This window comes from Actinomyces bovis, assembly GCF_900444995.1.
GTDB classification, from domain to species: Bacteria; Actinomycetota; Actinomycetes; order Actinomycetales; family Actinomycetaceae; genus Actinomyces; species Actinomyces bovis.
The window spans coordinates 231585-255920 of sequence record NZ_UAPQ01000007.1; the positions used below are offsets into that span (position 1 = coordinate 231585).

Annotated in this window: 20 protein-coding genes; 6 read left to right on the forward strand and 14 right to left on the reverse strand. The window is 63.8% G+C overall.

Annotation, left to right across the window (positions count from 1 at the left end; all coding sequences use genetic code 11):
* Positions 1-88 precede the first annotated feature (88 nt).
* The 6 genes from DR039_RS06605 to DR039_RS06630 all read right to left on the reverse strand — a co-directional run bounded on the left by DR039_RS06605 (position 89) and on the right by DR039_RS06630 (position 6084).
* Positions 89-508 (reverse strand): heat shock protein transcriptional repressor HspR, encoded by a 420-nt coding sequence (locus DR039_RS06605; RefSeq protein WP_111836610.1) that lies wholly within the window; start codon positions 506-508, stop codon positions 89-91.
* Positions 505-1521 (reverse strand): DnaJ C-terminal domain-containing protein, encoded by a 1017-nt coding sequence (locus tag DR039_RS06610; protein ID WP_111836611.1) that lies wholly within the window; start codon positions 1519-1521, stop codon positions 505-507. The genes DR039_RS06605 and DR039_RS06610 overlap by 4 nt, the downstream gene beginning before the upstream one ends.
* 207 nt (positions 1522-1728) lie before the next feature.
* Complete coding sequence (gene grpE, locus DR039_RS06615; RefSeq protein WP_111836612.1) at positions 1729-2334, reverse strand: nucleotide exchange factor GrpE; 606 nt, start codon at positions 2332-2334, stop codon at positions 1729-1731.
* Positions 2331-4193, reverse strand: a complete 1863-nt coding sequence (dnaK, locus tag DR039_RS06620) for a molecular chaperone DnaK (protein ID WP_111836613.1) — start codon at positions 4191-4193, stop codon at positions 2331-2333. The genes grpE and dnaK overlap by 4 nt, the downstream gene beginning before the upstream one ends.
* Before the next feature lie 272 nt (positions 4194-4465).
* Positions 4466-5197, reverse strand: coding sequence for a response regulator (locus DR039_RS06625; protein ID WP_111836614.1), 732 nt, complete (start codon positions 5195-5197; stop codon positions 4466-4468).
* Positions 5194-6084 carry a sensor histidine kinase gene (locus DR039_RS06630; RefSeq protein ID WP_111836615.1) on the reverse strand — a complete coding sequence of 297 codons (891 nt, stop codon included), beginning with the start codon at positions 6082-6084 and terminating at the stop codon, positions 5194-5196. Before DR039_RS06630 ends, DR039_RS06625 begins: the two co-directional genes overlap by 4 nt.
* 131 nt (positions 6085-6215) lie before the next feature.
* On the opposite strand from DR039_RS06630, the gene DR039_RS06635 reads away from it, so the two are divergent.
* Genes DR039_RS06635 through DR039_RS06645 form a run of 3 tightly spaced genes read left to right on the forward strand, consistent with a single transcriptional unit; the run spans position 6216 to position 8607 of the window.
* Entirely contained in the window at positions 6216-7007 is a 792-nt protein-coding gene (locus DR039_RS06635) for an ABC transporter ATP-binding protein (RefSeq protein ID WP_111836616.1), read from the forward strand.
* Positions 7007-7801, forward strand: a complete 795-nt coding sequence (locus tag DR039_RS06640) for a hypothetical protein (RefSeq protein ID WP_111836617.1) — start codon at positions 7007-7009, stop codon at positions 7799-7801. Before DR039_RS06635 ends, DR039_RS06640 begins: the two co-directional genes overlap by 1 nt.
* On the forward strand, positions 7798-8607 hold the full coding sequence (locus tag DR039_RS06645) for a cupin (RefSeq protein WP_111836618.1): 810 nt from the start codon (positions 7798-7800) through the stop codon (positions 8605-8607). Before DR039_RS06640 ends, DR039_RS06645 begins: the two co-directional genes overlap by 4 nt.
* Before the next feature lie 171 nt (positions 8608-8778).
* On the opposite strand, the gene DR039_RS06650 is transcribed toward DR039_RS06645, so the two are convergent.
* Positions 8779-10014, reverse strand: a complete 1236-nt coding sequence (locus tag DR039_RS06650; protein ID WP_111836684.1) for an AAA family ATPase — start codon at positions 10012-10014, stop codon at positions 8779-8781.
* A 325-nt stretch (positions 10015-10339) separates the two neighbouring features.
* Here DR039_RS06650 and DR039_RS06655 point away from each other — a divergent pair, with 325 nt between their 5' ends.
* Positions 10340-11455 (forward strand): acyltransferase, encoded by a 1116-nt coding sequence (locus tag DR039_RS06655; protein WP_126622365.1) that lies wholly within the window; start codon positions 10340-10342, stop codon positions 11453-11455.
* A gap of 51 nt (positions 11456-11506) precedes the next feature.
* Here the strand turns inward: DR039_RS06655 and DR039_RS06660 are convergent, their stop codons facing one another.
* The 5 genes from DR039_RS06660 to DR039_RS06680 form a co-directional block, all read right to left on the reverse strand.
* Complete coding sequence (locus DR039_RS06660; protein WP_111836620.1) at positions 11507-11869, reverse strand: thioredoxin family protein; 363 nt, start codon at positions 11867-11869, stop codon at positions 11507-11509.
* 432 nt (positions 11870-12301) lie between these two features.
* On the reverse strand, positions 12302-13876 hold the full coding sequence (locus DR039_RS06665) for an alpha/beta hydrolase (RefSeq protein WP_111836621.1): 1575 nt from the start codon (positions 13874-13876) through the stop codon (positions 12302-12304).
* Between the two features lie 416 nt (positions 13877-14292).
* Positions 14293-15018: a hypothetical protein gene (locus tag DR039_RS06670; RefSeq protein WP_111836622.1), complete on the reverse strand. Its 726-nt coding sequence runs from the start codon at positions 15016-15018 to the stop codon at positions 14293-14295.
* Between the two features lie 456 nt (positions 15019-15474).
* On the reverse strand, positions 15475-16557 hold the full coding sequence (locus tag DR039_RS06675; RefSeq protein ID WP_111836623.1) for an aspartate-semialdehyde dehydrogenase: 1083 nt from the start codon (positions 16555-16557) through the stop codon (positions 15475-15477).
* Between the two features lie 86 nt (positions 16558-16643).
* Positions 16644-18185, reverse strand: a complete 1542-nt coding sequence (locus tag DR039_RS06680; protein ID WP_111836624.1) for an aspartate kinase — start codon at positions 18183-18185, stop codon at positions 16644-16646.
* A gap of 330 nt (positions 18186-18515) precedes the next feature.
* On the opposite strand from DR039_RS06680, the gene DR039_RS06685 reads away from it, so the two are divergent.
* Together DR039_RS06685 and DR039_RS06690 are read left to right on the forward strand one after the other, a co-directional pair.
* Positions 18516-19517, forward strand: a complete 1002-nt coding sequence (locus tag DR039_RS06685) for an ATP-binding cassette domain-containing protein (RefSeq protein ID WP_111836625.1) — start codon at positions 18516-18518, stop codon at positions 19515-19517.
* Positions 19514-20581 (forward strand): ABC transporter permease, encoded by a 1068-nt coding sequence (locus DR039_RS06690; RefSeq protein WP_111836626.1) that lies wholly within the window; start codon positions 19514-19516, stop codon positions 20579-20581. The genes DR039_RS06685 and DR039_RS06690 overlap by 4 nt, the downstream gene beginning before the upstream one ends.
* A gap of 35 nt (positions 20582-20616) precedes the next feature.
* Here DR039_RS06690 and recR read toward each other — a convergent pair whose 3' ends face one another.
* Together recR and DR039_RS06700 are read right to left on the reverse strand one after the other, a co-directional pair.
* Complete coding sequence (gene recR / locus DR039_RS06695) at positions 20617-21222, reverse strand: recombination mediator RecR (protein WP_111836627.1); 606 nt, start codon at positions 21220-21222, stop codon at positions 20617-20619.
* Between the two features lie 3 nt (positions 21223-21225).
* Positions 21226-24291 carry a DNA polymerase III subunit gamma and tau gene (locus tag DR039_RS06700; protein ID WP_111836628.1) on the reverse strand — a complete coding sequence of 1022 codons (3066 nt, stop codon included), beginning with the start codon at positions 24289-24291 and terminating at the stop codon, positions 21226-21228.
* Positions 24292-24336 lie beyond the last annotated feature (45 nt).

The following is a 24336-nucleotide window of genomic DNA, read 5'->3' on the forward strand; positions in this document are numbered from 1 at the left end:
CACAGGGTACATGGATACGAGCCGGATGCCAGTGGCTTTTTCTCCCCATGGCGGGCCAGCTGCGCGGCAGCAACTGCCAGGGCAGCGTTCAAGCGCGGGCACTCTTGTCTGGGCGGGCAGCTCTAGGTGAGCGCGTAACCAGCTGCACTTCGCCGTCGGCAGCGGCAGCAAAGACGCGCGCCACGGCAGCCTGACGCAGCCGCAGGGCACGATTCTCCCGTTCTAGGCGCTCCACCTGGCGTTCCAGTTCCAGAATGCGGCGGATGCCCTCCAGGTTGATGCCCTCCTGACTGAAGGCCTGCACGCGGCGCAGCCGCTCGACGTCGCGATGTGAGTAGCGGCGGCCCCGGCCCGAGGTGCGGGCGGGACGGACCAAGCCTAAGCGGTCGTATTGACGCAAAGTTTGGGGGTGCATGCCAGCCAGGTCGGCGGCTACGGAAATCACGTAAACCGCCCGCTCTGCCGCGTCAGCAGCCGGGAAGCCGAGGTCCTGGCCGGCGCGCCTCATTTAGTGGCTGCCTCACGTACCGCCGCCCGGAGGTCGCACTCCCCCATTGCGGCATCAAAAGCCTCCAGGGCCTGCTTAGCCTCCTTGGACAGGCGCTTAGGTACCGCCACTTCCAGGATCACCAGCACATCGCAGGGCTTGCCACCCTTGGACTTAGGACCTTTGCCGCGCAGGCGCATGGTGGTGCCAGAAGCCGTGCCGGCTTTGATGCGCATGCGGGCGGTGGCGCCGTCGGGAAGTGGCACCTCGACGTCGCCGCCCAGGGCAGCTTCAGAGAGGGTGACCGGCAGCTTCATGGTCAGGTTGGTGCCGTCAAAGCCGTAGACGGGATGCTCCGCCACCTTAATGGTGACGATCATGTCCCCGGCCTCGCCGCCACCACTGCCGGGACGGCCTTTGCCGCGCAGGCGGATCTTCTTGCCGTCGGTTACGCCCGCGGGGATGCGCACGCGGGTGGTGCGACCATCGGCGGTCAGCTCAGCATCTGTGCCGGAGACGGCGTCGCGCAGGGGCAGGGTGACGGTGGTGGTTACATCCGCGCCGCGCTGGGAGCGCCCCCGGGATCCAAAGCCGCCAAAGCCCCCAAAGTCGAAGGCGCCGGGGCGGCCGTGTTTGCGGGTGGGGCTGGCCTGTCCACCGAACATGCGCAGGAGTTCGTCAATATCTGGCTCGGCGCCGGGGCGACCGGTGGAAGCGCCGCCAAACATGGAGGAAAAGATGTCCTCGAAGCCTGCACTCCCCGCGCCGGAGGCACCGGAGGTGAAGCGAGCACCGCCGCCAGCCATAGAGCGGATGGCGTCGTATTGCTTGCGTTCACCCTCATCGGACAGGACAGCGTAGGCCTCACCAATGTTCTTGAAGCGCTCGGCGGCAGCTTCATCCCCGGGGTTGCGGTCCGGGTGGTACTTCTTGGCGAGCGTGCGATAGGCCTTTTTGATGGCGGCCGCGTCGGCGCCCTTGGAGATACCGAGGACCGCGTAGAAGTCCTTGGTCATCCAGTCCTGGCTGGCCATGGGCCACCGCCTCCTATCTGCTGGCGAATTGGTGTTGCTTTGCTTGCCGTTTGTGCGGCGCGGTAGCTGTGCCGGGGCTGGCCGCAGGGGGTACTGGTCTGCTGCGGGTGGCACCGGTGGTGCGGGTGCCTCGGGCGGAGGCGCCCGCACCACCGGCTGTGTGCAGTTTGAGCCACCTTCGGTAGCTCAGGTGACCGGGGGTTCGACTTAGGTGGGGTTAGCCACCTGGACGCGAGCTGCCCGGATCACCTTTTCCCCCAGCCGGTAACCCGGCTGTAGGACTAGTTTGATGGTTGGCTCCGCGACCTCGGCGTCCTCCACGGCCATAAGGGCCTCGTGTAGGGCCGGATCGAAGAGCTCCCCCACCTCACCAAAGCGTAGTAGACCGTACTTCTCCCCCAAGATGGACTCGAGTTTGACGGCCATGGCCTCAAAGGGGCCAGTAAGGTCCCCGTGCTCGCGAGCTAAAGCCACCTCATCTAGCACTGGGATCAGTGACTCGACGACGGCGGCCTGCCCGGCCTCACGGTGGCCTTGGGCCCCCTCGCGGGAGCGGCGCACGAAGCCTTGGTACTCCTGCTGGAGGTTATACAGGTCCGCCCGGGCTCGCGCTAGGTCTTCAGTCGCTTGAGCTGCGGCAGCCTGGGCCACCTCGACTTCACTGGGTTCTGCCGGGGCCGCCGCGTCCTCGCCGCCCGCGACCGGGTTGGCTGCGGCGGCGTCTAGGTCGACGCCGTCGAAGGCTGATTCCACTGCCTCCGCGAGGTCCGGATCGACCTCGCCCTCGTTGGGCTCTTTGGCGTGCTGGCTCACTTGGTGCCCTCGTCCTCGATGATCTCGGCGTCGACGATGTCATCGTCCGCAGCGGCCTTGGGGGCCTCCTCGGTGGCGCCCGTGTCCTGGGTAGACTGGGCGGCCTGCTCGGAAGCGTACAGGGCCTGGCCGATCTTCTGAGCGACGTCGTTGAGTTTGGTCTGGGCGGCCTTGATGGGCTCGATGTCGGAGCCCTCCAGGGCCTGCTTCAGCTCGTCGACGGCGCCGGAGACCTCCGTGTGGACGTCCTCGGGCAGCTTGTCCTTGTTGTCCTTGAGAAGTTTCTCGATGGAGTAGGCCTGCTGCTCAGCGGAGTTGCGGGTCTCTGCGTCCTCGCGGCGCTTCTTGTCTTCCTCGGCGTGGGCCTCGGCCTCCTTGACCATGCGGTCAATGTCCTCCTTGGGCAGGGCCGAGCCGCCGGAGATAGTCATGGACTGCTCCTTGCCGGTGCCGCGGTCCTTGGCGGAGACGTGGACGATGCCGTTAGCGTCGATGTCGAAGGAGACCTCGATCTGCGGGATGCCGCGCGGGGCGGGGGCGATGCCGGTGAGTTCGAAGGTGCCCAGGGGCTTGTTGTCGCGGGCGAACTCGCGCTCACCCTGGTAGACCTGGATCAGCACGGAGGGCTGGTTGTCCTCGGCGGTGGAGAAGACCTCGGAGCGCTTGGTCGGGATGGCCGTGTTGCGCTCAATGAGGCGGGTCATCACGCCGCCCTTGGTCTCAATGCCCAGGGACAGCGGGGTCACGTCAATCAGCAGGACGTCCTTGCGGTCACCCTGGATGACTCCGGCCTGCAGGGAGGCGCCTACGGCCACGACCTCATCCGGGTTGACTCCCTTGTTGGGCTCCTTGCCACCAGTGAGTTCACGCACGACGTCGGAGACGGCGGGCATGCGGGTGGAGCCACCGACTAGGACCACGTGGTCGATCTCAGAGAGCTGGACGCTGGCGTCCTTGATGACGTTGTGGAAGGGCAGCTTGGTGCGCTCCAGCAGATCGGCGGTCATCTCCTCGAACTGGGCGCGGGTGAGCTTCTCGTCCAGGTGGACGGGCCCGGCCTCGCTCATGGAGAGGTACTGCAGGTTGATATTGGTGCTCATCGCGCTGGAGAGCTCCTTCTTGGCCTGCTCGGCAGCGTCCTTAAGGCGCTGCATGGCGATCTTGTCCTTGGCCAGGTCGACGCCGTTCTTGTCCTTGACCTGCTTGACCAGCCAGTCGACGATGCGGGCGTCCCAGTCGTCGCCGCCTAGGCGGTTGTCACCGTTGGTGGCGCGCACCTGGATGGTGGAGAAGCCGTCCTCGTCTTTGCCAACCTCCAGCAGGGAGACGTCGAAGGTGCCGCCACCCAGGTCGAAGACCAGGATGAGCTCGTCTTCCTTGCCCTTGTCTAGGCCGTAGGCCAGGGCTGCGGCGGTGGGCTCGTTGACGATGCGGTCCACGGTCAGACCGGCGATGGTGCCGGCCTCTTTGGTGGCCTGACGCTCAGCGTCGTTGAAGTAGGCGGGCACGGTGATGACGGCGTTGGTGACGGTCTCACCCAGGTAGGCCTCGGCGTCGGCCTTGAGCTTGGCCAGGATGCGGGCGCTGATCTCCTGGGCGGTGTACTTCTTGTCGTCGATGTCCACCGACCAGTCGGTGCCCATGTGGCGCTTGACGGAGGAGATGGTGCGGTCAACGTTGGTGACCGCCTGGCGCTTGGCGACCTCGCCGACCAGGACCTCACCGGACTTGGAGAAGGCGACGACGGAGGGGGTGGTACGGCCGCCTTCGGCGTTGGGGATGATGGTGGGCTCGCCACCTTCAAGGACGGCGATGGCGGAGTTGGTGGTTCCGAGGTCAATACCGACGGCGCGTGCCATGTGAGGCTCCTAATTGGTGGTTGGACGGTTGAGTCTGATGCACTCAGGATTGTGATTGAGTGAGGTCTTGTCAACTTCATTCGCGACAATCTTGAGTCTGATGCACTCAACCTCCTAGGTGGCGCCGGTATTCCCACGCTAAAGCGAGCTGCGACACACCCTTAGGCGTCATTGGCGTCATCAGTCCTGCCAGAGCCTGCAGCAGCTTGAGCAGCCCCTCAGCTGCCTGCCACCAACAACCGGCCCGCAGCACCTCCTGTCCTGCCTAGCCCTCAGCCGCCCGGCACCACCAGGCCCGCCTCATAGGCAGCGACCACCAACTGAGCACGGTCCCGCGCACCCAGGCGAGACAGCAAAGCCGTGATATGCGTGCGGCAGGTAGCCCGAGTTATCGCCAACTCCGCCTCTATCTGCTGGTTGGACAAGCCCCGGGCGATCAGCACCAGCACCTCTCGCTGGCGAGGCGTCAACCTAGCCACCTGCTCCACCATCCCCTCAGCCATCCCGCCGTCGCAGCCACGCACCCCACGGGCCAACAACCGAGCCATCACCTGTGGACTGAGCAAGGACTGCCCCGCATGAACCGTGCGCACAGCATCCACCACCGCCTGCGGCGCGGCGTCTTTAAGCAAGAAACCGCTAGCCCCGGCGCGCAGCGCCCCCAGCACGTACTCCTCCACCTCAAACATGGTCAACACCAGCACGCGCGTGCCCGCAAGCGCCGGATCCGCACAAATACGCCTGGTGGCCTCCACGCCGTCTAGGCGCGGCATCTGCACATCCATCACGACGACGTCGGGCCGTAGGCTGCCCGCAAGTTCCACTGCTTCCAGGCCATCGGCTGCCTGGGCCGCCACCTCCAGGTCGGGTTCTGCGCCTATAAGGGCGGCCAGCGAGGAGCGCAGGAGGGCCTGGTCCTCCGCGATGAGGACACGGATAGGCGCTGTGCGGTTGGGATGGGAGCTGGTCTTGGCTGCTGGCCTGCCGACCGGTGGCTGGCTCATGCGGCCTCCTTCGCAAGTCGCCAGCGGGCAAGCAGGGCAAAACCGCTGCCGGCAGGCCCGTACTCCAACTGCCCTCCCAGGGCCTCGACCCGCTCTGCCAGGCCTCGCAGCCCCAGCCCGGCGCCGGGCTGGTCTACCCAGGTCGGCGAGGGACCTTCGTCGACGATGCTGATCTGCAGGATTTCACCCTCCTGGCGCACGTTTACTTCAGCTCGGGTGGGACCGGCGTGACGAGCTACATTGGACAGGCCTTCCCGGACTACCGCAAGCACAAGTGGCTCTAGGGGAGAAGGAACCGACCCTTGGACTGTGCAGTCCACCTTTAGACCGGCGGTCTCCAGACAGGTCAGCTCGGCTTGCAGGGCGGCGCTAAAGCTGGGGCCTGCGCCTGCTGCTGCCACGGCAGCTGGCCTGATTGGTGTGCCTGAGGCTGCCGCTGCCCCGGCGTCGCCCGCTCCAATAGCCTCTCCTCGTAGGACCGCGAGCATCCGCCGCAGTGCGTCCGTGGACTGGCGTGAGGCAGATTCGATGTCGGCCAGGGCTGCACGCAGGCCTGCGGCGTCGCCCTCCAGGCGTTGGGCAACCGCGGCGCGCACGGTTATGGCACCCAGGCCGCCGGAGACTAGGTCGTGCAGGTCCCGGGCGATGGCCAGGCGTTCTTCGGCGACGGCGGTACGGGCAGCAGCGCGGGCCAGCTCGGCCTCGTGCGCGCGGCGTTCGCCGCGCCAGGCCCACTGCCCCCAGACGAGCACGGCGGCCAGCAGCAGCCAGGCAATAGTCCGCGTCACCGGACCGGGGGCATGCGGCCAGCCGACCACGCTGAGCAGCAGCATCAGCCCGGCAGCGACGGCGGGGCCGAGCAGGCGGCGCAAGGTCCGATTGGGCATATATGCAGGCTAGCGGGACCGGGTGGCGCCGGCCTCAGACCAGGGTCTGACAGACCCGAGTCCTAAGGTGCCGCAGCACTTCGCCCGCAGGGCCGAGGCGCAGGCCTAACTGCCCGAAGCACGCTGGATTCATGATCCAGATAGCACAGCTCACCAAGCGTTATCGCGGCCAAACCATACTCGATGGGGTCAGCCTGGAGGCGCGGCCGGGCCGCGTCACTGGCTTTGTTGGACCCAACGGCGCCGGCAAGTCCTCCACCCTGCGCTGCTTGCTGGGATTAGACCCGGCTGATGGCGGGATCGCGCTCATCAATGGTCGTCGCTACCGGGATCTGAGTGATCCGTGGCAACACCTTGGTGCGGTGCTAGACGGCTCGGGTGCACATCCTTCGCGCACGGCCCGGGCTCACCTGCGCTGGGTGGCAGCCGGGGCGGGGGTAGGCCGGCAGCGGGTTGCGGAGGTCTTGGAGGAGGTGGGGCTGGCTCAGGCGGCGCGCCAGCGGGTGCGTACTTTTTCTCTGGGGATGAGCCAACGCCTAGGTCTGGCGGCGGCGCTCCTGGGTGAACCTGAGGTGCTGGTGCTTGACGAGCCCATCAACGGCATGGACCCGGAGGGCATGGTTTGGATCCGTTCGCTCCTACGGGAGCGCGCGGCAGCCGGAGGCACCGTGTTGGTTTCCAGCCATATGCTCTCCGAGCTCAGCGAGGTGGCTGACGACGTCGTCGTAATCGCGCAGGGGAGCGTACGGGCGGCGGGAACCTTGGCGGAGGTTGCCGCCGGATACGCCAACTTGGAGGAAGCCTTCTTCGCGCTGACCAGTGGGCACGGTCTGGCGGCAGGCAAGGCCCCTGGCTTGCGTGCTACCGACGAGCCCAGCGGAGCCGCCAGGCCTGGCGCCACCTCGGTTAAAGGAGGGCGGTGATGGGCAAGGCGCTGCGGGCTGAGCTGTTGAAAGCTCTAACCTTGCCGACGACTTGGATTGCGGCACTGATCGCCATCGTGTTGCCGCTGGGATTAGAGATTTACCAGACTCGTGGTCTGGTGGCGCTGTTGGAAGCGAGCGATGCCTATTCGCTGGGCTTTGTGCCAGATGCAGGCTTCATCAGCCTGGTGTTTGGGGCGTCTGCGGCGATCATGCTGGGCACAGGGGTGATGGCCAGCGAGTATCGGGCTAATGCCCCGTCAGTGGGTTCTTCCCGACAGGCGAGCACCACCTTGCTGGTCATGCCTCGTCGGGTTCTGGGGATGACGGCGCGGCTGCTGGTAGTGCTGGGGCTAGTGGCTGTGCTGGCAGCGGCAGCCAGTGGACTGACTTTTGCGTGGACCCATCACGCGCTGGGCAGCTGGTCACAGGTTTTTCCTTTCCCCTGGGGGCGTTGGCTGGCGCTGTTGGGGTGGTGGGAGCTCAATGCCGTGTGGGCGGTGGCCTTGGCGGCGGTGTCGCGGGGCTCGCTGCTGCCTTTGGCCTGGTTAATTCCGACGGCCACGCTGGTCTCTCCCAGCCTGTTGTTCTACCGGATGGGCTCGGCGGTGGTGCAACTGTTGCCGGACTATACGTCATTGCGGCTGATTGCCCACAGCTGGCCGCCTGCGGGAGGGCCGGGCACCGGGCCGGCTCCGTTCATCTCTTCGGCTCTGGCCTTTGGGGTGCAGGGAGTATGGCTGGTGGTTGGGGCACTGGTGGCCTACGCGGCTTGGGTGTGGAGGCGGGCATGAACCCGGCACGGACGAGTCAGCCAGTAGGGGCAGGCCTGGCTGCTGCCGGGCAGTGGCGAGCGGACCGTGTGCCTGGGGCGCCGGTTGGGGGCCGTGGCTGGTCCGGCCCCGCTGCTCCCTGGAAAGTGACGGCTTATCGGGCGCTGGCTGCGCAGTGGTGCCAGGTGGTGACGCTGCCAGCGTCGTGGGGGTGTGGTCTGGCGGCGGTGCTGCTGTCGGTTTTGGCGTCTTTAAGCGTGCGCCAACAGGTGCCTGTGGGGGTCGACTTTGGCTTTAGCCAGGCGGCCTGGGCTTGGGTGATGTTCCCGCAGGTGGCCTTTCTAGCACTGGGACTGGTGCTTTCTGGGGCTGAGCACAGCTGCGCTCAGGGGCGCATGAGTCTGTTGGTTTTGCCGGTGAGGGGAGCCGTGTGGGCGGCACGGGTATTGGTCACTGGTGCGCTCGCGCTGGTGGTGGCCTTGGTGCTGGGGTTACTTGCGGCCTGGGCCTGTCCGGCTGGCCTTACGGGGCAGGTGGTAGTGCTGGCACGGGTGGTGCTGTGGCTAGGGTTGGCTGCTTTGCTGGGGCTGGGGGCTGGCGAGGTGTTGCGTTCACCCACCGCGGCCGGTGTGACAGCGCTGTGCCTGGTGGTGGTGGCTCCGGCAGCCAAGCAAGTTCTGGGCTACGCCGTGGTCTGGCTCCCCGGGGCGGCGGCCAGTGAATGGGTCAGCGGCGTGCACACCAGCCGTGCGGCTGTAGTGCTCGCGGCTTGGGCAGTGGCTGCAGTGCTTGGGGGTGGTGTGCGGCTGATGCGCACGGAGGCTTGAACTCCGCTGCTTCCTCGCACCCTGCGTTTTCACGCACTTAGACCGTGCACCCAGCAAACAGTCCTTCCTTGAGCGAGCCGAAAGTGCGCAGACTTCCAGAGCCTTCACAAGCGTGCGCTTACAGCATGACTGCCATACCGGCCACCACCGCGCGCGCCAACCGGTGAAGCTTCAGGGAAGCCGCGGCCAGCTACTAGTCAGGTAGGCCTCGATTGCCCGGTTGCGGAACCGGTAGGGCTTGCCGCGCTCAATGATGCCGCGCTGTATGTCTAGGCGCCGAGAGGTCGGCCCAGCCGATTCTGGACGACTCAAGCCCATTGCGCGGGAAATATTCGTCAGCATTCTTTCTGAAGCCTCAAGGGAAGACATCGTTTCAAGGAAGTCCCGCTCTCGTTCAGGCAGTCGCTCCAGCAATCTGACCACATGTGCCTCCGCCTCCCCGGCAGCGCTCGCCCACCCAGCTCGCACTTCAGCTGCAGTAATAACCGGCCCTGAGCCTGCGAACCAGGCTCGCTCGCCTGCCAGCTGAAATAGGAAGGGTTCCCCGTGAGCTAGCTCGACAATGGCCCGTTGAGCCTCGGGTTCCATGAAGACTCTTCCGTGAGAGTTATCTTCAGCAACCACCTCCCAGCCTTGGGTGACGAATTCCTGGAGCGCGACTATGAGGGCGTCGTCGTCAATGGCCTGGAGAGTGTTGGTCTGAAAGCGCCGCGCGAAAGTGGCTCCAGTGCGAGTACCGGCCATTTCTGAGAACTCCGGCAATCCCGTTAGGTAGACGGCGATTGGTAAGGCGCGCTGAAAGCTGACGCCGCCGGGGGCCTGAGCTGACTCCTCATGGGTTAGGGCGTCCCCAAGCGCAATGAGCAGCTGAGAACGAACCACTTCATCCTTAATGTTTTGCACCTCATCCAAGTGCACTAACACCATGCGTCCAGGTTCTCGCATGGCCTGGCAACCAATCTCAACCAGCAGGTCAGTCAGCGAGCGATAGGCCTCAGGCCCTTCCTGCTGACGGACTTTCAGGGACACCCCAGAGACTGCCACGGACTCCACTCGACTTAGCATCTGGCCGATACGTCGCTCCGAGGACGCCGCCAGGCCTGCGGCCTCAGCTATGTCAAGCAGCTGCGCAGCCACAAGTTTGATCGGATCGGCACCTAGCGGAACCCTGATCTGCTGCGTGACCCAGGAACCGGCCTCTGCGGCTTCAGCCGCGATCCGACGCACCAGCACGGACTTGCCCGTGCCAGCTTCCCCAAGGATCGTGCGTCCTCGCTCCGCAACTCCCGCTGTGCGCCTTGGCTGGAGGACCGTGCGCCAGTCATTCAATTGAGCGTTCCTGCCAGCCCACACCTGCGGCACGGCGTCAGAGCCTGGGCTGAATGGGGAGTTCACCGGTGAGCGCATGCTGATAAGTTTATCAAGCACATGGCCTGTTGATAAACTTATCAAGGCGCCTCTTAGGGTTGGCGTCAGAGCACTCCCAGCACTCGGAGCTTGCAGTTGGCGCCCCCACCAGTCCACGACGCCCAGCAAGTTTGCCCCTAGTACAGGCCGACAACCGTCCGATGGTAAAAACCGCATGCCGCGCAAGCCAGCCGAATGACTGACCCCAGAAAGCCCATCAACTGATTGCCTCCATGGATGAGTCTCCGTATGGTCGGTGACAGCCGTCACACGCCTTGTGCGTGTAGCGCGGTCCCTGCACAACCGCATAACCCTGAATGTCACCATGGCCCTGAGAGAAACAGTCCGTACCACCACCAGAACCAGAGACAACACCATCCTCATCCGGCGGCCCACCGCGCCGCAGCCCCAGCGCCAGCCGCGCCGTCACGAGCTGGATGTGCTGCGTATCTTCGCGGTCGTCATGGTGGTCATGGCTAACACCAATGCGGGACTCTTCAAAGGCGCGGCTACGCATGACCATGCCTTCGTTGTGGCTGACGTCTGGGCAGCGCTGCAGTGCGCAGGCATCCCCCTGTTCTTCATGATCTCCGGCGCCACGCTTCTGCGCGGCCCAGACCTCGACCGACGTCGTCTGCTGTGGCAAACCATTGGGCGGTTGCTGTTCCTGTACCTGTTCTGGTCGGCCTTCTACGCCGCCTACAAGGTGCACGCTCAGGGCGACTACTCGAAGTACAACATTGCCCTGCAGCTAGCCAAGGGCTATGAACACCTGTGGCTGCTGCTGGCGATGATCATGGCTTACCTGTTGGTTCCGCCAATCCACGCGGCCTTGCACCGAGGACACCTTGAAGTGCGCTGGCTGGTCGCGGCCTTCGTCGTTGTGGTGCTGATCTGGCACGCCTTGAACCTGGTGCCATTGCAATCTGCGTTATGGCACGAGCTCGTCGCGAAGTTCGCCCCCGCGCAGGCCCAGTATGTGGGTTACATGCTGCTGGGCTACTGGTTGGACCATTGGCGCTTCGGCTCTTCCACGCGCTTCCTGGCGCCGATCGTGTTCCTGGCAGCCTCCGCCGCCAGCGCCTACGGCACCTACTGGTACTGCCTGCACCAAAGCAGCTACAAGGTGGAGTGGCTTTTTGGTCCCTTCTCCCCGACGACGGTCCTGCAGGCCGTCTCCTTGTTCTGCTTGGCCTTGAGTTGGCGCAGTTGGAAGCCCGACGCGATCGCCTCACGGGCGGTGCGGGAGGTCTCCGGCGCCGCGCTTGGCGTGTACCTACTCCACCCCTACATCCTGGAGGTGCTCAAGAATCGCGGCATCCAGGCGCAGCAGCTTGGGGTGATATTTGGGGTGCCGCGCCTGGCCTTGATTGTGGCCTTCGGCTGCCTGGTGGTGACCTTCACGGCCAGGCACCTACCCCTGGTGCGTAGAACGGTGTGAGGTACCGCCGCGCGTCGACGTCGTGATTAGGCGGCGGGGCCGCCCACCACATCAGGCCTGCTGTTCAGCAGCCTTGGCCTTGACCTCATCCATGTTGAGTTCGCGAACCTGGGTGATCAGCGCATCCAGGGCCTTGGCAGGCAGGGCGCCGGCCTCGCGGTAGACCAGTACGTCATCACGGAAAACCATGACCATTGGAATGGAGGAGACGCCCAGGGCCATGGCTAGGCCTTGTTCAGCCTCCGTGTCCACCTTGGCGAAAGTGATGTCCGGGTTGGCCTCCGAGGCCTTCTCAAAGACGGGGCTGAAGCGCTGGCACGGACCGCACCAGGTGGCCCAGAAGTCGACGATGGTGATGCCCTCGCCGCGAACGGTCTCGTTGAACTTCTCCTCAGTGAGGTTGACGGTAGCCATGGGTTGTCCTTTCAGAACGATTGCGTGACAGCCACCCCAACCGGCCAAGCCCGCTCCGTATTCCAGCCGAGCCAGCCAAGTTTGTCAGCTGCGCCGGTGCAGGCAACGGAGCGCCCCTGAGATCGCTCTGACGATATGAGCCAATCTGCGAGACCGGCTTATGTTGTTAATTGGGGCCGCACACCGGGAGTACTCACACCACCTGCACAAGATGGAGAAACTATCCAGAGAATGCACGCGTCCCTAAAGGAGGTTCCAACCAGCCCAAATCCTGTCCAGCCTCCCGTTAAGGGTTACCCCTCATTACAGGCACGCGGGCCGTCTCAATGTTGCGCTGGCCACAATGAACGGCCGCAGACTGATTGGTCTGCGGCCGTTCGTTTGCTCAGACACTGGGTCTGGTGAAGTGAGAAAAGACGTCGACCTCAGTTCTCACTTACCCTGGGTACAGACTGCTCCCTCCTCTGGGAGCTTACCTTCATTTAGGTAAGCCGTTGCAGCTGCGTCAACGCAGGTGGACAGTTGGCTAAAGGAGGCTCCGTGACCGATTCCCTTCAGAGTAAGAAAACTGGCGTTTCCAAGCTGTCTCGCGAGCTCCTTGCCGTGCTGGAAAGGGGTAGCGTGGTCGCCAGTGATACCGATGACAAGGAGAGGATTCTTCGTCTTTGAGGCATCGAAATCCGTAAGTTCAGTACCTGTTCCTGGAAGAGGTGCACAATCGAAAGAGGTAAACTCAGAAAGAAGGTCATCAGTAAGTTCAGGGCCACCAAGGTACTCGGGGACACCGACCTTCTTGATGTGTGCGATGAGCCCATTAAGGTCGGGGGTCTTCGGCGCGGAGGGGCAGAAAACAAGCTGTCCGGCTGTATCGATTTCGGCTCCTCCGCCCTTAATTTGAGTGGCCATCTCATCAATGGCTTGCTGATCACCGGACTTGGCGCGACCGAGGAGGTCGAAGGCGTCACCAGGTATTGAATAGAGGGCAGCCTGGAGGAAGTCACGAAGGGCCTTCTCATTGATCTCGGTACCGTCGCTCGCCTTCATGGGATTGTCATTCAGCGACTTCTTGTAGTCGAGCATCTCACGTTCAGTGGCGAATGGGCAGCTGACCGACCCGCCCGTGCTGGTGGTCAACGAGGAGCAGTTCTCCACCAGCTCACCAACTGTCCGGGCGATTGCGACCTGTTGATCATAGCTGTGTTCGAGCGTTGCCCACTTTGAGTTCTCAGCTGAATCAAGGATCATGCGTCCCGCATTCTCGGGGAAGAGGGTCGCGTAGGTAGCACCAAGCATCGTGCCGTAGGAGTAGCCGATATAGTCGAGACGGGGAGCACCTGAAAGGTTGCGGAGCAGTTCGAGGTCACGGGCGACTTGGGAACTACCCATATAATGCCCAACCGGATGGGAGTTGGCGCATTCGGCAACCTGGACTGAGCTGATATTTGACTTGGACTCACAGGTGACTGGGGTGGAGCGACCGATGCCACGCGGGTCAAATCCCCAGAGCTCATGGGTTTTCATGACTTCTCCAAAGGAAGCATTGGTCGTCATGAGAATCGCATCCTTAATACCGCTGACTCCTGGTCCGCCAGGGTTCGTGAAGATCGGGACCGCTTTGGCGGTATCACCGGTAGATGGGACCCTCATCACGCCTAGGTCAATGGTTCTGGTGTCAGAGGGGTCTGCCCAATTCAGAGGCGCTTTTACCGTTCCGCACTTGAACGCGGAGGAGTCGCCCCCTGTTTGCTTGAGGGCCTCGGAGACTTCTTCGTCCAACCCGTCTTCTGATGTGCAGGCGCGCCATTCGATCTTCTGCTTATAGAAATCAGCATAGGAGGCCTGTTGCCATGCTGCATCGAGCGCTATACTGGATGCGAGTTGTTTGCCAGTTTCTTTGGGTTTTGCTATTTCAGTGGTCGAAATTGAACATGCTGACAATACCAGGGATATGAGTGTAGCGCTAATTACGGCGAAGGGTCGGCGCCAAGCGACACGGCCAGTCATCATTGCGGGCACGAGGTCATTCTCCTTATCGAGGTTGTTGGTTTTAAAATGGAGGAGGAACGTTCAGATGATGTCTTATTAGACTTACATTTAATTGCTCCATCTATGACGGCGACGCCCTCCTCGGGCAAGTAGCCTTTAGGAGATAGTCAGCGACCGTTGCATCTAGGGGCGGGAAAAGGTACAGCGAAGGAGAGACAGTGTCCGTGCGCATCGAAGGTTAAGAGACGATCTTTACCAAACTGACCGACGAGGCATTGTAGGTACTCGGTAGTGTGGTCACTCTTAGTACTGATGACGAGGATTGGCGTTGTCGTGTTGAGGACATGGAGGGAATCGGTAATGCTTGAAGGTACCTCAGGCGGGATGGTACAACACAAGTCAATATAGTCACCGAGAGTTTTGTTGTCGATTTTAGGTCAACCGAAGAACTCAGGCATGCCCTTCTCTTTGATGCATGCAATGACATTCGCAATGTCAGTGTTCTTGGGGAAGGAGTTGCACTTGACAATCTCTCCGCTCGGGTCGATCTTGGGAGCCCCACCCTCATTACCGGATTTTCTAGAACCGGGCTGAGCTGCATCTGTCGGAGCTATCTTATCTACGGAAGTCACCAGGCCAGCGAGAACGAGAAGCACGTCAATATCTTTCTGATCACCTCTCTTAGCCTTTCCGGTTGCCCCAAGGCGTTCATTGCGCTCCGTTGGGGCTTTGTAGAGGGAGCCAACGAGAAACTGGGTTAGAATTTCGCTTGACAAGCCAATGTCTTCCACCGCCTTCCCGGGAGTGACATCCAGACAGCCGGGTAGTGTGATGAGCTTAGAAGTCGACACGAAGGGGTAGTCCGAACCCATGCCTGACGTTATCATCTTTTTGATCTCAGTGGCCAGTGCCACCTGCTGATCGAAGCCTACAGTGAAGGATGCCCGGTCGGCCACGAGGGTTGAATCGAAGACCATACCTCCAGCCTTGGCAGGGAACAGGGTTGCATAGGTGTCATCCAGGATCGTTGCGTAGGAGAAACCAAGGTAGTCAAAATGCTCAGCTCCACTGAGAGAACGCATCATTTCCATTTCCCACACAACCTGGGAGTTGGCCACGAAGTGCGTTCGAACGTTCTCCGCATGGACGCCTTCTTCCTTCACCTTCTTTTGTTTGCAGAAACCAGCGTAGGAGGCCTGCTGCTAGGACACATCTAGGGAAGTGTCGTAGGCGAGAGTAGATGTAGCTGTTTTTTGCCAACTTATTTGACACTGTCGCGACTGGGGTGCGAGCGCCGAGCGCAAGCACTGTTACCGTGAAGATAGCGGTGAGGAAAGAGCCGGTGCGACGGTTGACGATGTCGCCGATCGTCGTTTTGGAAAAAGGGAAGGGCTCCTTGTATGGTCGCGACATTGCTTTCCAAGCAAGCCAGGCATAACGATTACGGTAGCCGGGCCTAAGGCAGCTTACTCAGGCCTGCCGGGCAACAACTGTTACAGTTTTTCCTGAGAATTTCCTGAATAAACGTAGGGTGGTGGTCGCGTTTGTTGCGCATCACACTTGCTTACAAGACCATTCTGCGGGCTACTCATAGTTGAGTATGTCTGAAGCATTCTTGCTTAGGCGCGCAGTTCGTCGGCCAGTAGCTCCGCGATCTGCACAGCGTTAAGGGCCGCGCCCTTGCGCAGGTTGTCCCCCACCGCAAACAGCGCAATCCCGTGCCCCGGCTCATAAGCCTGGTCAGCGCGCACCCGGCCCACAAAGGTGCCATCACGGCCAGCAGCCCGCAGTGGGCTAGGCACCTGTTCAAAGGTCACCCCCGGCGCCGCACGCAGCAGCTCAATGGCCCGCTCGGCACTAATCTCCCGCTCAAACTCCCCAGAAACGCTCACACCATGCCCGGAGAACACCGGGATGCGCACGCAGGTGCCAGAGACCAACAGTCCTGGAATACCAAGGATCTTGCGGGACTCATAGCGCAGCTTCTGCTCCTCATCCGTCTCCCCCGAGCCATCACCGGCATCTCCCCCCGCCCAGGCCACCGCGTTGAACGCAATCGTGTCCACATAGACCTGCTTCTCGGGGAAAGTCACCGCGCGGCCATCCAGCGCTAGGACCTCAAAATCCTGATCGACGGCGGCACGCACCTGGCTAGCCAACTCAGCCACACCCGCACGCCCAGAACCGGATACTGCCTGGTAGGTAGAGGCCACCAGGCGCTTAAGCCCGGCTTCCTCGTGCAGCACCTTCAGCGCCGGCATGATCGCCATGGTGGTGCAGTTAGGGTTAGCGATTATGCCCTTGGGGCGGTGGGCCAACGCATCCGGATTGACCTCAGCAACCACCAGGGGTACCTCTGGGTCTTTGCGCCAAGCCGAAGAGTTGTCCACCACCACGGCTCCGGCCACAGCAAACTTGGGTGCGTACTCCTTGGAGGCGGCGCCCCCGGCGGAGAAGATGGCGACGTCGATGCCAGCAAAGTCAGCGGTGGCCACGTCCTCCACCTCAACCTTGGCGCCCCGGAACTCCACAAGCTGCCCGGCAGAGCGGGCGGAAGAGAAGAAACGCACGGCGCGGGCGGGGAAGTCGCGCTCCTCCAACATGGTGCGCATGACGCGGCCAACCTGGCCGGTAGCGCCTACAACTGCGACGACGACGCCGTCGGTAGGTCCGTGGTACTCGTTAACGGGGCTGTGGCTCATGATGGCTCCTGAGGTTTGAAAATCTGGGGTGGGCGCTGGCAATAACTGGCATTAGGCGGTGCCCACAAGCGGGACCGCGGCGTCCTTTAACGCCCGGTGCCGCCGTAGACGACGGCTTCAGCGGTGTCGGCGTCCAGGCCAAAGGCAGTGTGAACCGCGCGCACAGCCTCGTCCAGGACGGCGTCGTCAACCACCACAGAGATGCGAATCTCAGAGGTGGAAATCATGTGAATGTTGACGCCAGCGTCACTTAGGGCCGAGAAAAGGCGGGCAGAAACGCCCGGGTGGGAACGCATACCGGCACCCACCAGGGAGAGCTTGCCGATATTCGGGTTGAAGTGCAGGGACTTGAAGCCAAGCTCACCCTGGGCCGTCACCAGGGCCTCGCGGGCGGCGGCAGAATCGCCGTCGGGGCAAGTGAAAGAGATATTGGTAAGGCCTGTGCCCTCCGCGGAGACGTCCTGCACGATCATGTCGATATTGGCGTCGGTACCGGCCACGATCGCAAAGATGCGGGCGGCGGTGCCAGGCACGTCAGGCACGCCCACCAGAGTGATCTTGTTCTGGCTGCGGTCGTGGGCGATTCCGGAGATGACTGGGGCTTCCACGTTGGTCTCCTTGGCGGATTTGCGGGCGCGGGCGCCCGCACGGGTGGCGATTGCGGTCTGGTGGGCGGCGTCAACGTTAATGAGATTGGGCTGCTCAGCGCCCTCGGGGGCCACGACAGCGCCGGTCACAGCGTCCATGGAGGCGACGCCAAGGGCAGACAGGTGGCGGGGGCGGGGGCGGGCTCCACCGGGGCGGGGCAGGGAGTCAGCGGGATGCGCCTCAGGGTCGGCGTCAACCACCTCATCCAGGCGCTGGGCGACGGCCGGGAGGGTGAAGCCTTCCCCGCGGGAGCCGTCGTAGATCCACGTGCCGGTCTTATCGGAGAAGGAGGAGCGCACGTGAATCGGCACCCCAAAGCGCCGCGCATACTCCACGGCCCGCAGGTGCAGGATCTTGGCGCCATTGGCGGCCAACTCCAGGGTCTCCTCGCTGGAGAGCGCCGCAATGCGGTGGGCGGTGGGGACGATGCGCGGGTCAGCGGAAAACAGGCCATCGACGTCGGTGTAGATCTCACAGACATCCGCGTTTAGGGCGGCGGCCAGGGCCACGGCGGTGGTGTCTGAGCCACCGCGCCCCAGGGTGGTGACGTCCTCCACCTCGTTGAGGCCTTGGAACCCGGCGACGACAGCTACGGCTCCCATCTGGATGGCGCGGGCCACGCGCTCAGGCAGCACGCCCACGATGGAAGCACGCCCGTAGTGGGAGTCTGTCAGGACGCCAGCCTGGGCGCCGGTATAAGCGCGGGCAGGCACGCCCAGCTCGTTGATAGCCATGGCCAGTAGCGCCATGGAGATGCGCTCACCGGCGGACAGGAGGATGTCCATTTCCCGGCCCGGGGCGTCAGTGGTGAGGGCGTCGGCCATGTCTAGAAGCTCATCGGTGGTGTCACCCATGGCGGAGACCACCACGACGACGGTGTTGCCAGCGTTGCGGGTGGCCACCACACGTTTCGCGATGCGCCGCATCGCCTCAATGTCGCTCACAGACGAGCCGCCGTACTTCTGCACCACCAGTGCCATTGGTTGCGCTCCTCTGGGTCAGGGCCGCAGCAGCGCCCATTGCGTGGGCAGGCACGCGCTTGGGGTTTGCGCGTTGGGCACGACGGCGGCCGGTTGGCGTCGCGCTGCCGTGGGTGGTCAGGCCCGCCGTAGCGGACTGATTCCACGACGGCGTGACATCACGCCCAGCATACGGCTAGACCGGTCAGCGAGCGTGTTGAGTCTCCCATAGCGATACGGCCGGAGGCTGCTTATCCACCACCGGTATGCATTCCCGCACAATTCCCTCCTCTACCAAAGCAGCGGGGTTTGAGAGATGAACAAAAGGCCGCAGTTTCGTAACATGGCCGAATGAGCATTGAGGTCAGCGGAGTCACCAGGTTCTTTGGCTCCACCCGCGCCGTCTGGCAGCTGGACATGTCTGTGCCTGCAGGCACCATCACTGGCCTAGTTGGGCCCAATGGGGCCGGAAAGACCACCCTGCTGCTGATGTTGGCCGCCTTGCTGGCCCCTGACACCGGTGAGATCAGAGTGGCGGGACTGGACCCGGTCACCCAGCCCCGCGACGTGCACCGCACGGTCGGCTGGATGCCTGACACCTTTGGCACCTGGGACACCCTGACCTGCAGCGAGATCCTGCAGACCTTTGCGGCCGCACAGGGACTGGACCGCACTGCTGGCAAGGCCCGCGCCGAGGAGATGCTTTCCGCCGTCCACCTGGACGAGCTGGCCCGTACCACCGCCCGGGTTCTGTCCCGCGGGCAGAAACAACGCCTGGGCTTGGCTCGCGCCCTGATCCACAACCCCAAAGTGCTGCTGCTAGACGAGCCTGCCGCCGGCATGGACCCCCGCTCACGCGCCGACCTGCGCAATCTGCTGCGGGACCTAGCCGACGACGGCGTCACCGTCTTGATCTCCAGCCACATCCTGTCCGAACTGGAGCAGATGGTGGACGGCGTGGTCTTCATGGCTGAAGGCAAGTCAGTCAGACCGCAACCCGCCAAAGAGAAACCTGAGGTTCAGGAGGCTGATAACGGCACGGATTCCGACGCCGTAGCCGTAGTCCCACCGAATAAGTCAGTCCACAATCAGCACGATCTGGCCACCTTGGTGCATCCCCAGTGGGGTATGAAGGCGCTGAACGCCCAGCGGCTGAACTCCTGGGCAGCCACACTCGACATTGAGACCAGCACCGGGCCGGATGGCTCCCTGCGCCTGGACGTCCCGGAGCATGTGACGGCCTCCCGTCTGCTGCGTGAGGCCGTGGAGGCGGGGGTTCACGTAGTGTCCTTTGGCCCAGTGGGCGGCAGCCTGGAAGAGATCTACCTGTCAATTGAGGGGGAGCGCCGATGAGCCTGTCAGCGATTCGCACGGTGGCGGTGCTGGAACTCCGCCAACGCGTCAGGTCCACCCGTTGGCGGGTAATGCTGGTGGTGTGGGCGATTGTCCTGATCTTGGTGACCGGGGGCTTGAGCTACGTGGCTTGGGCTTATAACGACGGCGCAGCCAACTTCGCCCCGCCCCTGTATGACCTGATCGTGTGCTTTGTGCTGGGCATTGGCCTGGTGGTGGCACCGACCCTGTCCGCCTCCTCCATCAACGGTGACCGGGCTGACGCCACCCTGGCCCTCCTACAAGCCACAGCGCTGCGTTCCCGCGAGATCGTGGTGGGCAAGTTGGTGGCTGCGTGGCTGGCGGTGCTGGCATTCCTGGCGATAGCGATGCCCTTCCTGGTGACCCTGATGGCCTACGGAGGCACGTCCAAGCGAGCCTTACTCGGGCATGTGCTGGTTCTGGTGGTAACCCTGGGGGCAGTATGCGCCGTGGGCCTGGGCTGCTCGGCGGCGACGGCGCGGCCTTCGGCGTCGACAGTGCTGACCTACCTGGTGGTGGCGGTGCTGGTGGTAGGCACGCCCTTGACGATGGCGGTATCCTCCCCGCTGGTGCGCAGTGAGCAGGAGCGGGTGACCTACAAGCTGGATTACGCGAACTCCACAAGCCAGCGGCAGGTGTGTTTGCCCGATCCTGAGGTGACTACTTCACAGATCATGCACGAGGACCGCATCTGGTGGGTGTTGACAGCCAACCCCTTTGTGGCGCTTGGTGATATCTCCCTGCGAGCGCCGGGGCCAGCCGCTGGTTCTACTTGGTTGAACTGGTCACCGCTGACGGTAACTGGCGTGACGGTCAACGATCTGCGCCGTCATGATCCGGAGCAGGTGGTGGTGAATCCTTGTGATCCGGAGAATGTGCAGGCTATTGCGGCGGCTACGGTAGCTGAAGCAGAACCGCATCTGCGGTTTTGGCCTGTGACGCTGGGAATCTTGCTGCTTTTGGGCTTGTGGGCGACGGTGGGTGCTTCGCGGGCGCTGCGCACGCCAGTGCGCAAGCTGCACCGTGGGACTCGCGTGGCCTAAGTGCTTGTGGGGCGCCTCGCGTCTGTGGGCTTTGCTTAGGCGTCGACGCGACGGCGGCCTTCAAAGGCGCGGCCGAGAGTGACCTCGTCGGCGTACTCCAGGTCGCTGCCCATGGGCAGGCCGGAGGCCAGGCGGGTTACGGGCACTTCCATGGTGGAGAGCATGCGGGTCAGGTAAGCGGCGGTTGCCTCCCCTTCGACGTCAGGGTCGGTGGCCAGAATGACCTCCTGTACTTCCGCACCTAGGCGGGCGAAGAGCTGGCGCATGCGCAAGTCGTCCGGGCCGATGCCTGCCAGCGGGTTAATCGCCCCGCCGAGCACGTGGTACAGGCCGCGGTACTCGCGGGTGCGTTCCACCGCGACGACGTCTTTGGGCTCTTCCACCACGCAGATAACTGACTGGTCGCGGCGGGGATCCCGGCAGATGGGGCACTGGCTGGCCTCCGCGATATTGCCGCAGGTTTCGCAGAAGCGGACCTTGGCTTTAACGGCGTGCAGGGCGGCCACGAGTCGCTCGACGTCGGCAGAGTCCATGGACAGAATATGGAAAGCGAGGCGCTGAGCCGATTTAGGGCCGATGCTGGGGAGGTTGCCGAGCTCGTCGATGAGGTCTTGGACGGCGCCTTCGTAGACGGCGGGCATGCGTTATTTGCCTTCCTGGGTCACGATGACCTCTTCAATCACGGTGGCACCCAGCACCCGCTTGACCACCTCAATGCCGACGACGCCCGCTTCCTCCGCGTCCTCATCGTCCTCACTGGGGATGTCCTCTTCCAGGGGGACGGCAGCTTGGCTGGCAGCCAGGGCGCTGACCCGGGAGGCGGCGCTGCGGGCAGCGGCCACACGAGAGCCAGGACTGTGCTGGGGGCTGGCTGACTGCGGGCTGCTGGCACTCTGCTTGGCGACGCCGCTGGCCTGGCTGGCAGGGGCGTCGGTGGGAACCTTGGTGGTGGCCTCAGCCTTGGGGGCGCCGGGAGATTGGGGGGCGACTCCGGGCAGGTCCGCGGGGTCAGACCAGGAGACAGGGGCAAGCGGTGCGAAGCGCGGCGTGGGCTCTGGTGCGGCCTCAGCTTGAGCGAGGGCGCTAGCCATCTGCTTGTCTCCAGCATTTGGTTTGGCGGGGGGCAAGTCTGGCAGGGCGTGGAGGCGGTGCACGCTGGCGAGCTTCGGCTCAGCGGCAACAGCGGGGCTGCTGGTGGCCTGGGCCGGGCGGGACTGTTGCACTGCAACGGGCGCAGCCGCTTGGCTCGTGACGGGTGCAGCCGCCTTATTGGCAGTGAATGCTGAGCTTGGTCGAGATTGCTCGCCTGCGGCAGGGCTTGCCGCTTGGTCATCGGCGGGGGCTGGGAATGGTGCCGAGGGGTGCCATTCGTCAGGCGGGGGTGGGGCGTCCCAGTCCGACTCGTACTCATAAAAGGGGTTGAAGCCGGGGTCCCCACTGGGGGTTTCCGGCTGCCTCTGCGGCTGGATGCTTGCGGTGGATTCGGGCGGGGCAGGCGGTGCCGTGGGGCGGCTCGGCTTGGGTGCTGGTGCAGCATTCCCCTGCTCCGCAGGAGGCTGGGAACGCATGGCGGTGTTACCGCCGCGCGCCTGCGCGGAGGCCGGAACTTCAGCACTGGTCTCGGTGGTGCTTCGAGAACTTGTCTCGGTGCCCGGTGAAGAAGCCGACCTGGCAGCGGTATTTTTCTCAGCCCTTGCTGGGGCCTCGGACGCAGCTGCGGCGAAAGGGTTCATGGGCCCGGTGGCGGGGCTACGAGTAGCAGTGGGCGGGTTCTGCTTTGCAGCTGGCTTAGGTGCCGGTGAGCCGCTGGGCTGGTTGGGGCCGCCTTGGTTGCCGCCGCCTCCGCCGTCACCCCCTGAAAGCACGGCGCGCACTTGGGCCTGCACGCCAAGGGCCTGATGCAGAGCAGTGGCAACCACGGGCGCGTGACCGCCACCCTCAAAGGTGCTGATGAGCCCTTGGGAGGGCAGTAAGAGCGAGAAGACACCGTTTTCCAAAGTGCCTGGCTGGCCGTAAGGGCTGACTAGGGCCCAACTCATGCGGCGTTCCCGCTTGATGATCTCCAGCACCTCACCCCAGCGCTGGCGGATCATCTCCGCCTCAGCCGCGCCACCGGCCGGATTTGCGGGTGTACCACCGGCAGGACCAGCAGGTGTATGCCCAGCTAGGCTAGTGTGAGCAGCCGGAATGCCGGGGCCATCTGCCTCAGAGTGCGCGGCAGGGGCAGGTCGCGAATTGTGGGAGGGGGCATCCGTGGGTCCCTTGGATGCTGGGTCTGCTGCCTGACTGCGGGCAGCGCCCGTTTCCGGGGCCTCCGGGGGCTCCTCACGCAGGAAGGGATTGGGACCGGCGGGCACAGTCACTGCTGCCTGCGCGCCACGCTGAGCCGTGGTCTCTTGGCCGCCGCCCGCCCTAGTGCCTTGCTTCTGTGGGCTCGCGCTTGGGGTCCTGGGACTCTGTTCGCTGCGCATGGCAGCGCTCCGGCCTGGCTGGCCTTGGGACTCACTCACCCCACCTGGCTGCGCCACAGCAGCGCCAGGCCGCCCCGCTGCAGGCCCGCCAACTACCGGTGCGGAGCCGCCAACAGCAGTGCCTACGGCGCTGCCCGCCGTCGTCGGCACTAGGAGCCGGGCCATGAGCAACTCCAACTGCAGGCGGGGGGAGGTGGCGCCAACCATCTGCCCTAGGGCCTTGGAAGTTGCGTCGGCGGCGCGAGACAGTACCACCCCACCGAGGGCGCGTGCCTGAACCTCCATGCGGCCCAGCTCATCGGTGGGCAGGGAGCCGAGCGCAGGCCCAGCCTCCTCCCCCGCCAGGGAGATGACCAGTAGGTCGCGCAGACGCTGCAGCAGGTCCTCCACAAAACGGCGCGGGTCATGACCGGAAGAGACCACGCGGTCCACCACTCGGAAAACGCCAGCGCCGTCGGCCGCCGCGATAGCGTCCACACACTGGTCCAGGAGTGTGGTGTCCGTGTAACCGAGCAGCGCGACGGCCCGCTGGTAATCCACAGAGCCGTCAACCGCGCCACCGATCAGCTGATCCATGACGGAGAGGGTGTCTCGCACTGAGCCACCGCCCGCGCGCGTAACCAGGGGGAAGACGCCGGGACCAACCTCCACCTGCTCAGCCTGGCAAAGGTGCGCCAAATACCCCTCCAGGACATCTGGCGGGACTAGGCGGAAGGGGTAGTGGTGGGTGCGGGAGCGGATGGTGCCGATGACTTTCTCAGGCTCCGTGGTGGCAAAGATGAACTTCACATGTGCTGGCGGCTCCTCCACCAGCTTCAGCAGGGCGTTAAAGCCCTGCGGGGTGACCATATGAGCCTCATCCAGGATGAAGATCTTGTAGCGGTCACGGGCGGGGGCGAAGGCCGCGCGTTCACGCAGGTCGCGAGCGTCGTCCACGCCATTGTGGCTGGCGGCGTCGATCTCCACCACGTCCAGGCTGCCCGGGCCACCGGTGGCTAGGTCTCGGCAGGAGGGACAGCTGCCGCAGGGGGAGTCTGTGGGGGCTTGCTCGCAGTTGAGGCAGCGAGCCAGGATGCGAGCAGAGGTGGTTTTGCCGCAGCCGCGCGGGCCGGAGAAGAGATAAGCGTGGGTGACCCGGTCACCGCGCAGGGCCGCCATAAGCGGGACGGTCACGTGGTCCTGCCCGATCACATCCTGGAAGGTGTCGGGGCGGTAGCGACGGTAGAGCGCAGTGGTCACAGTCCGACTCTAAACGGGAGCACTGACACTAACCACTGCCTGGCG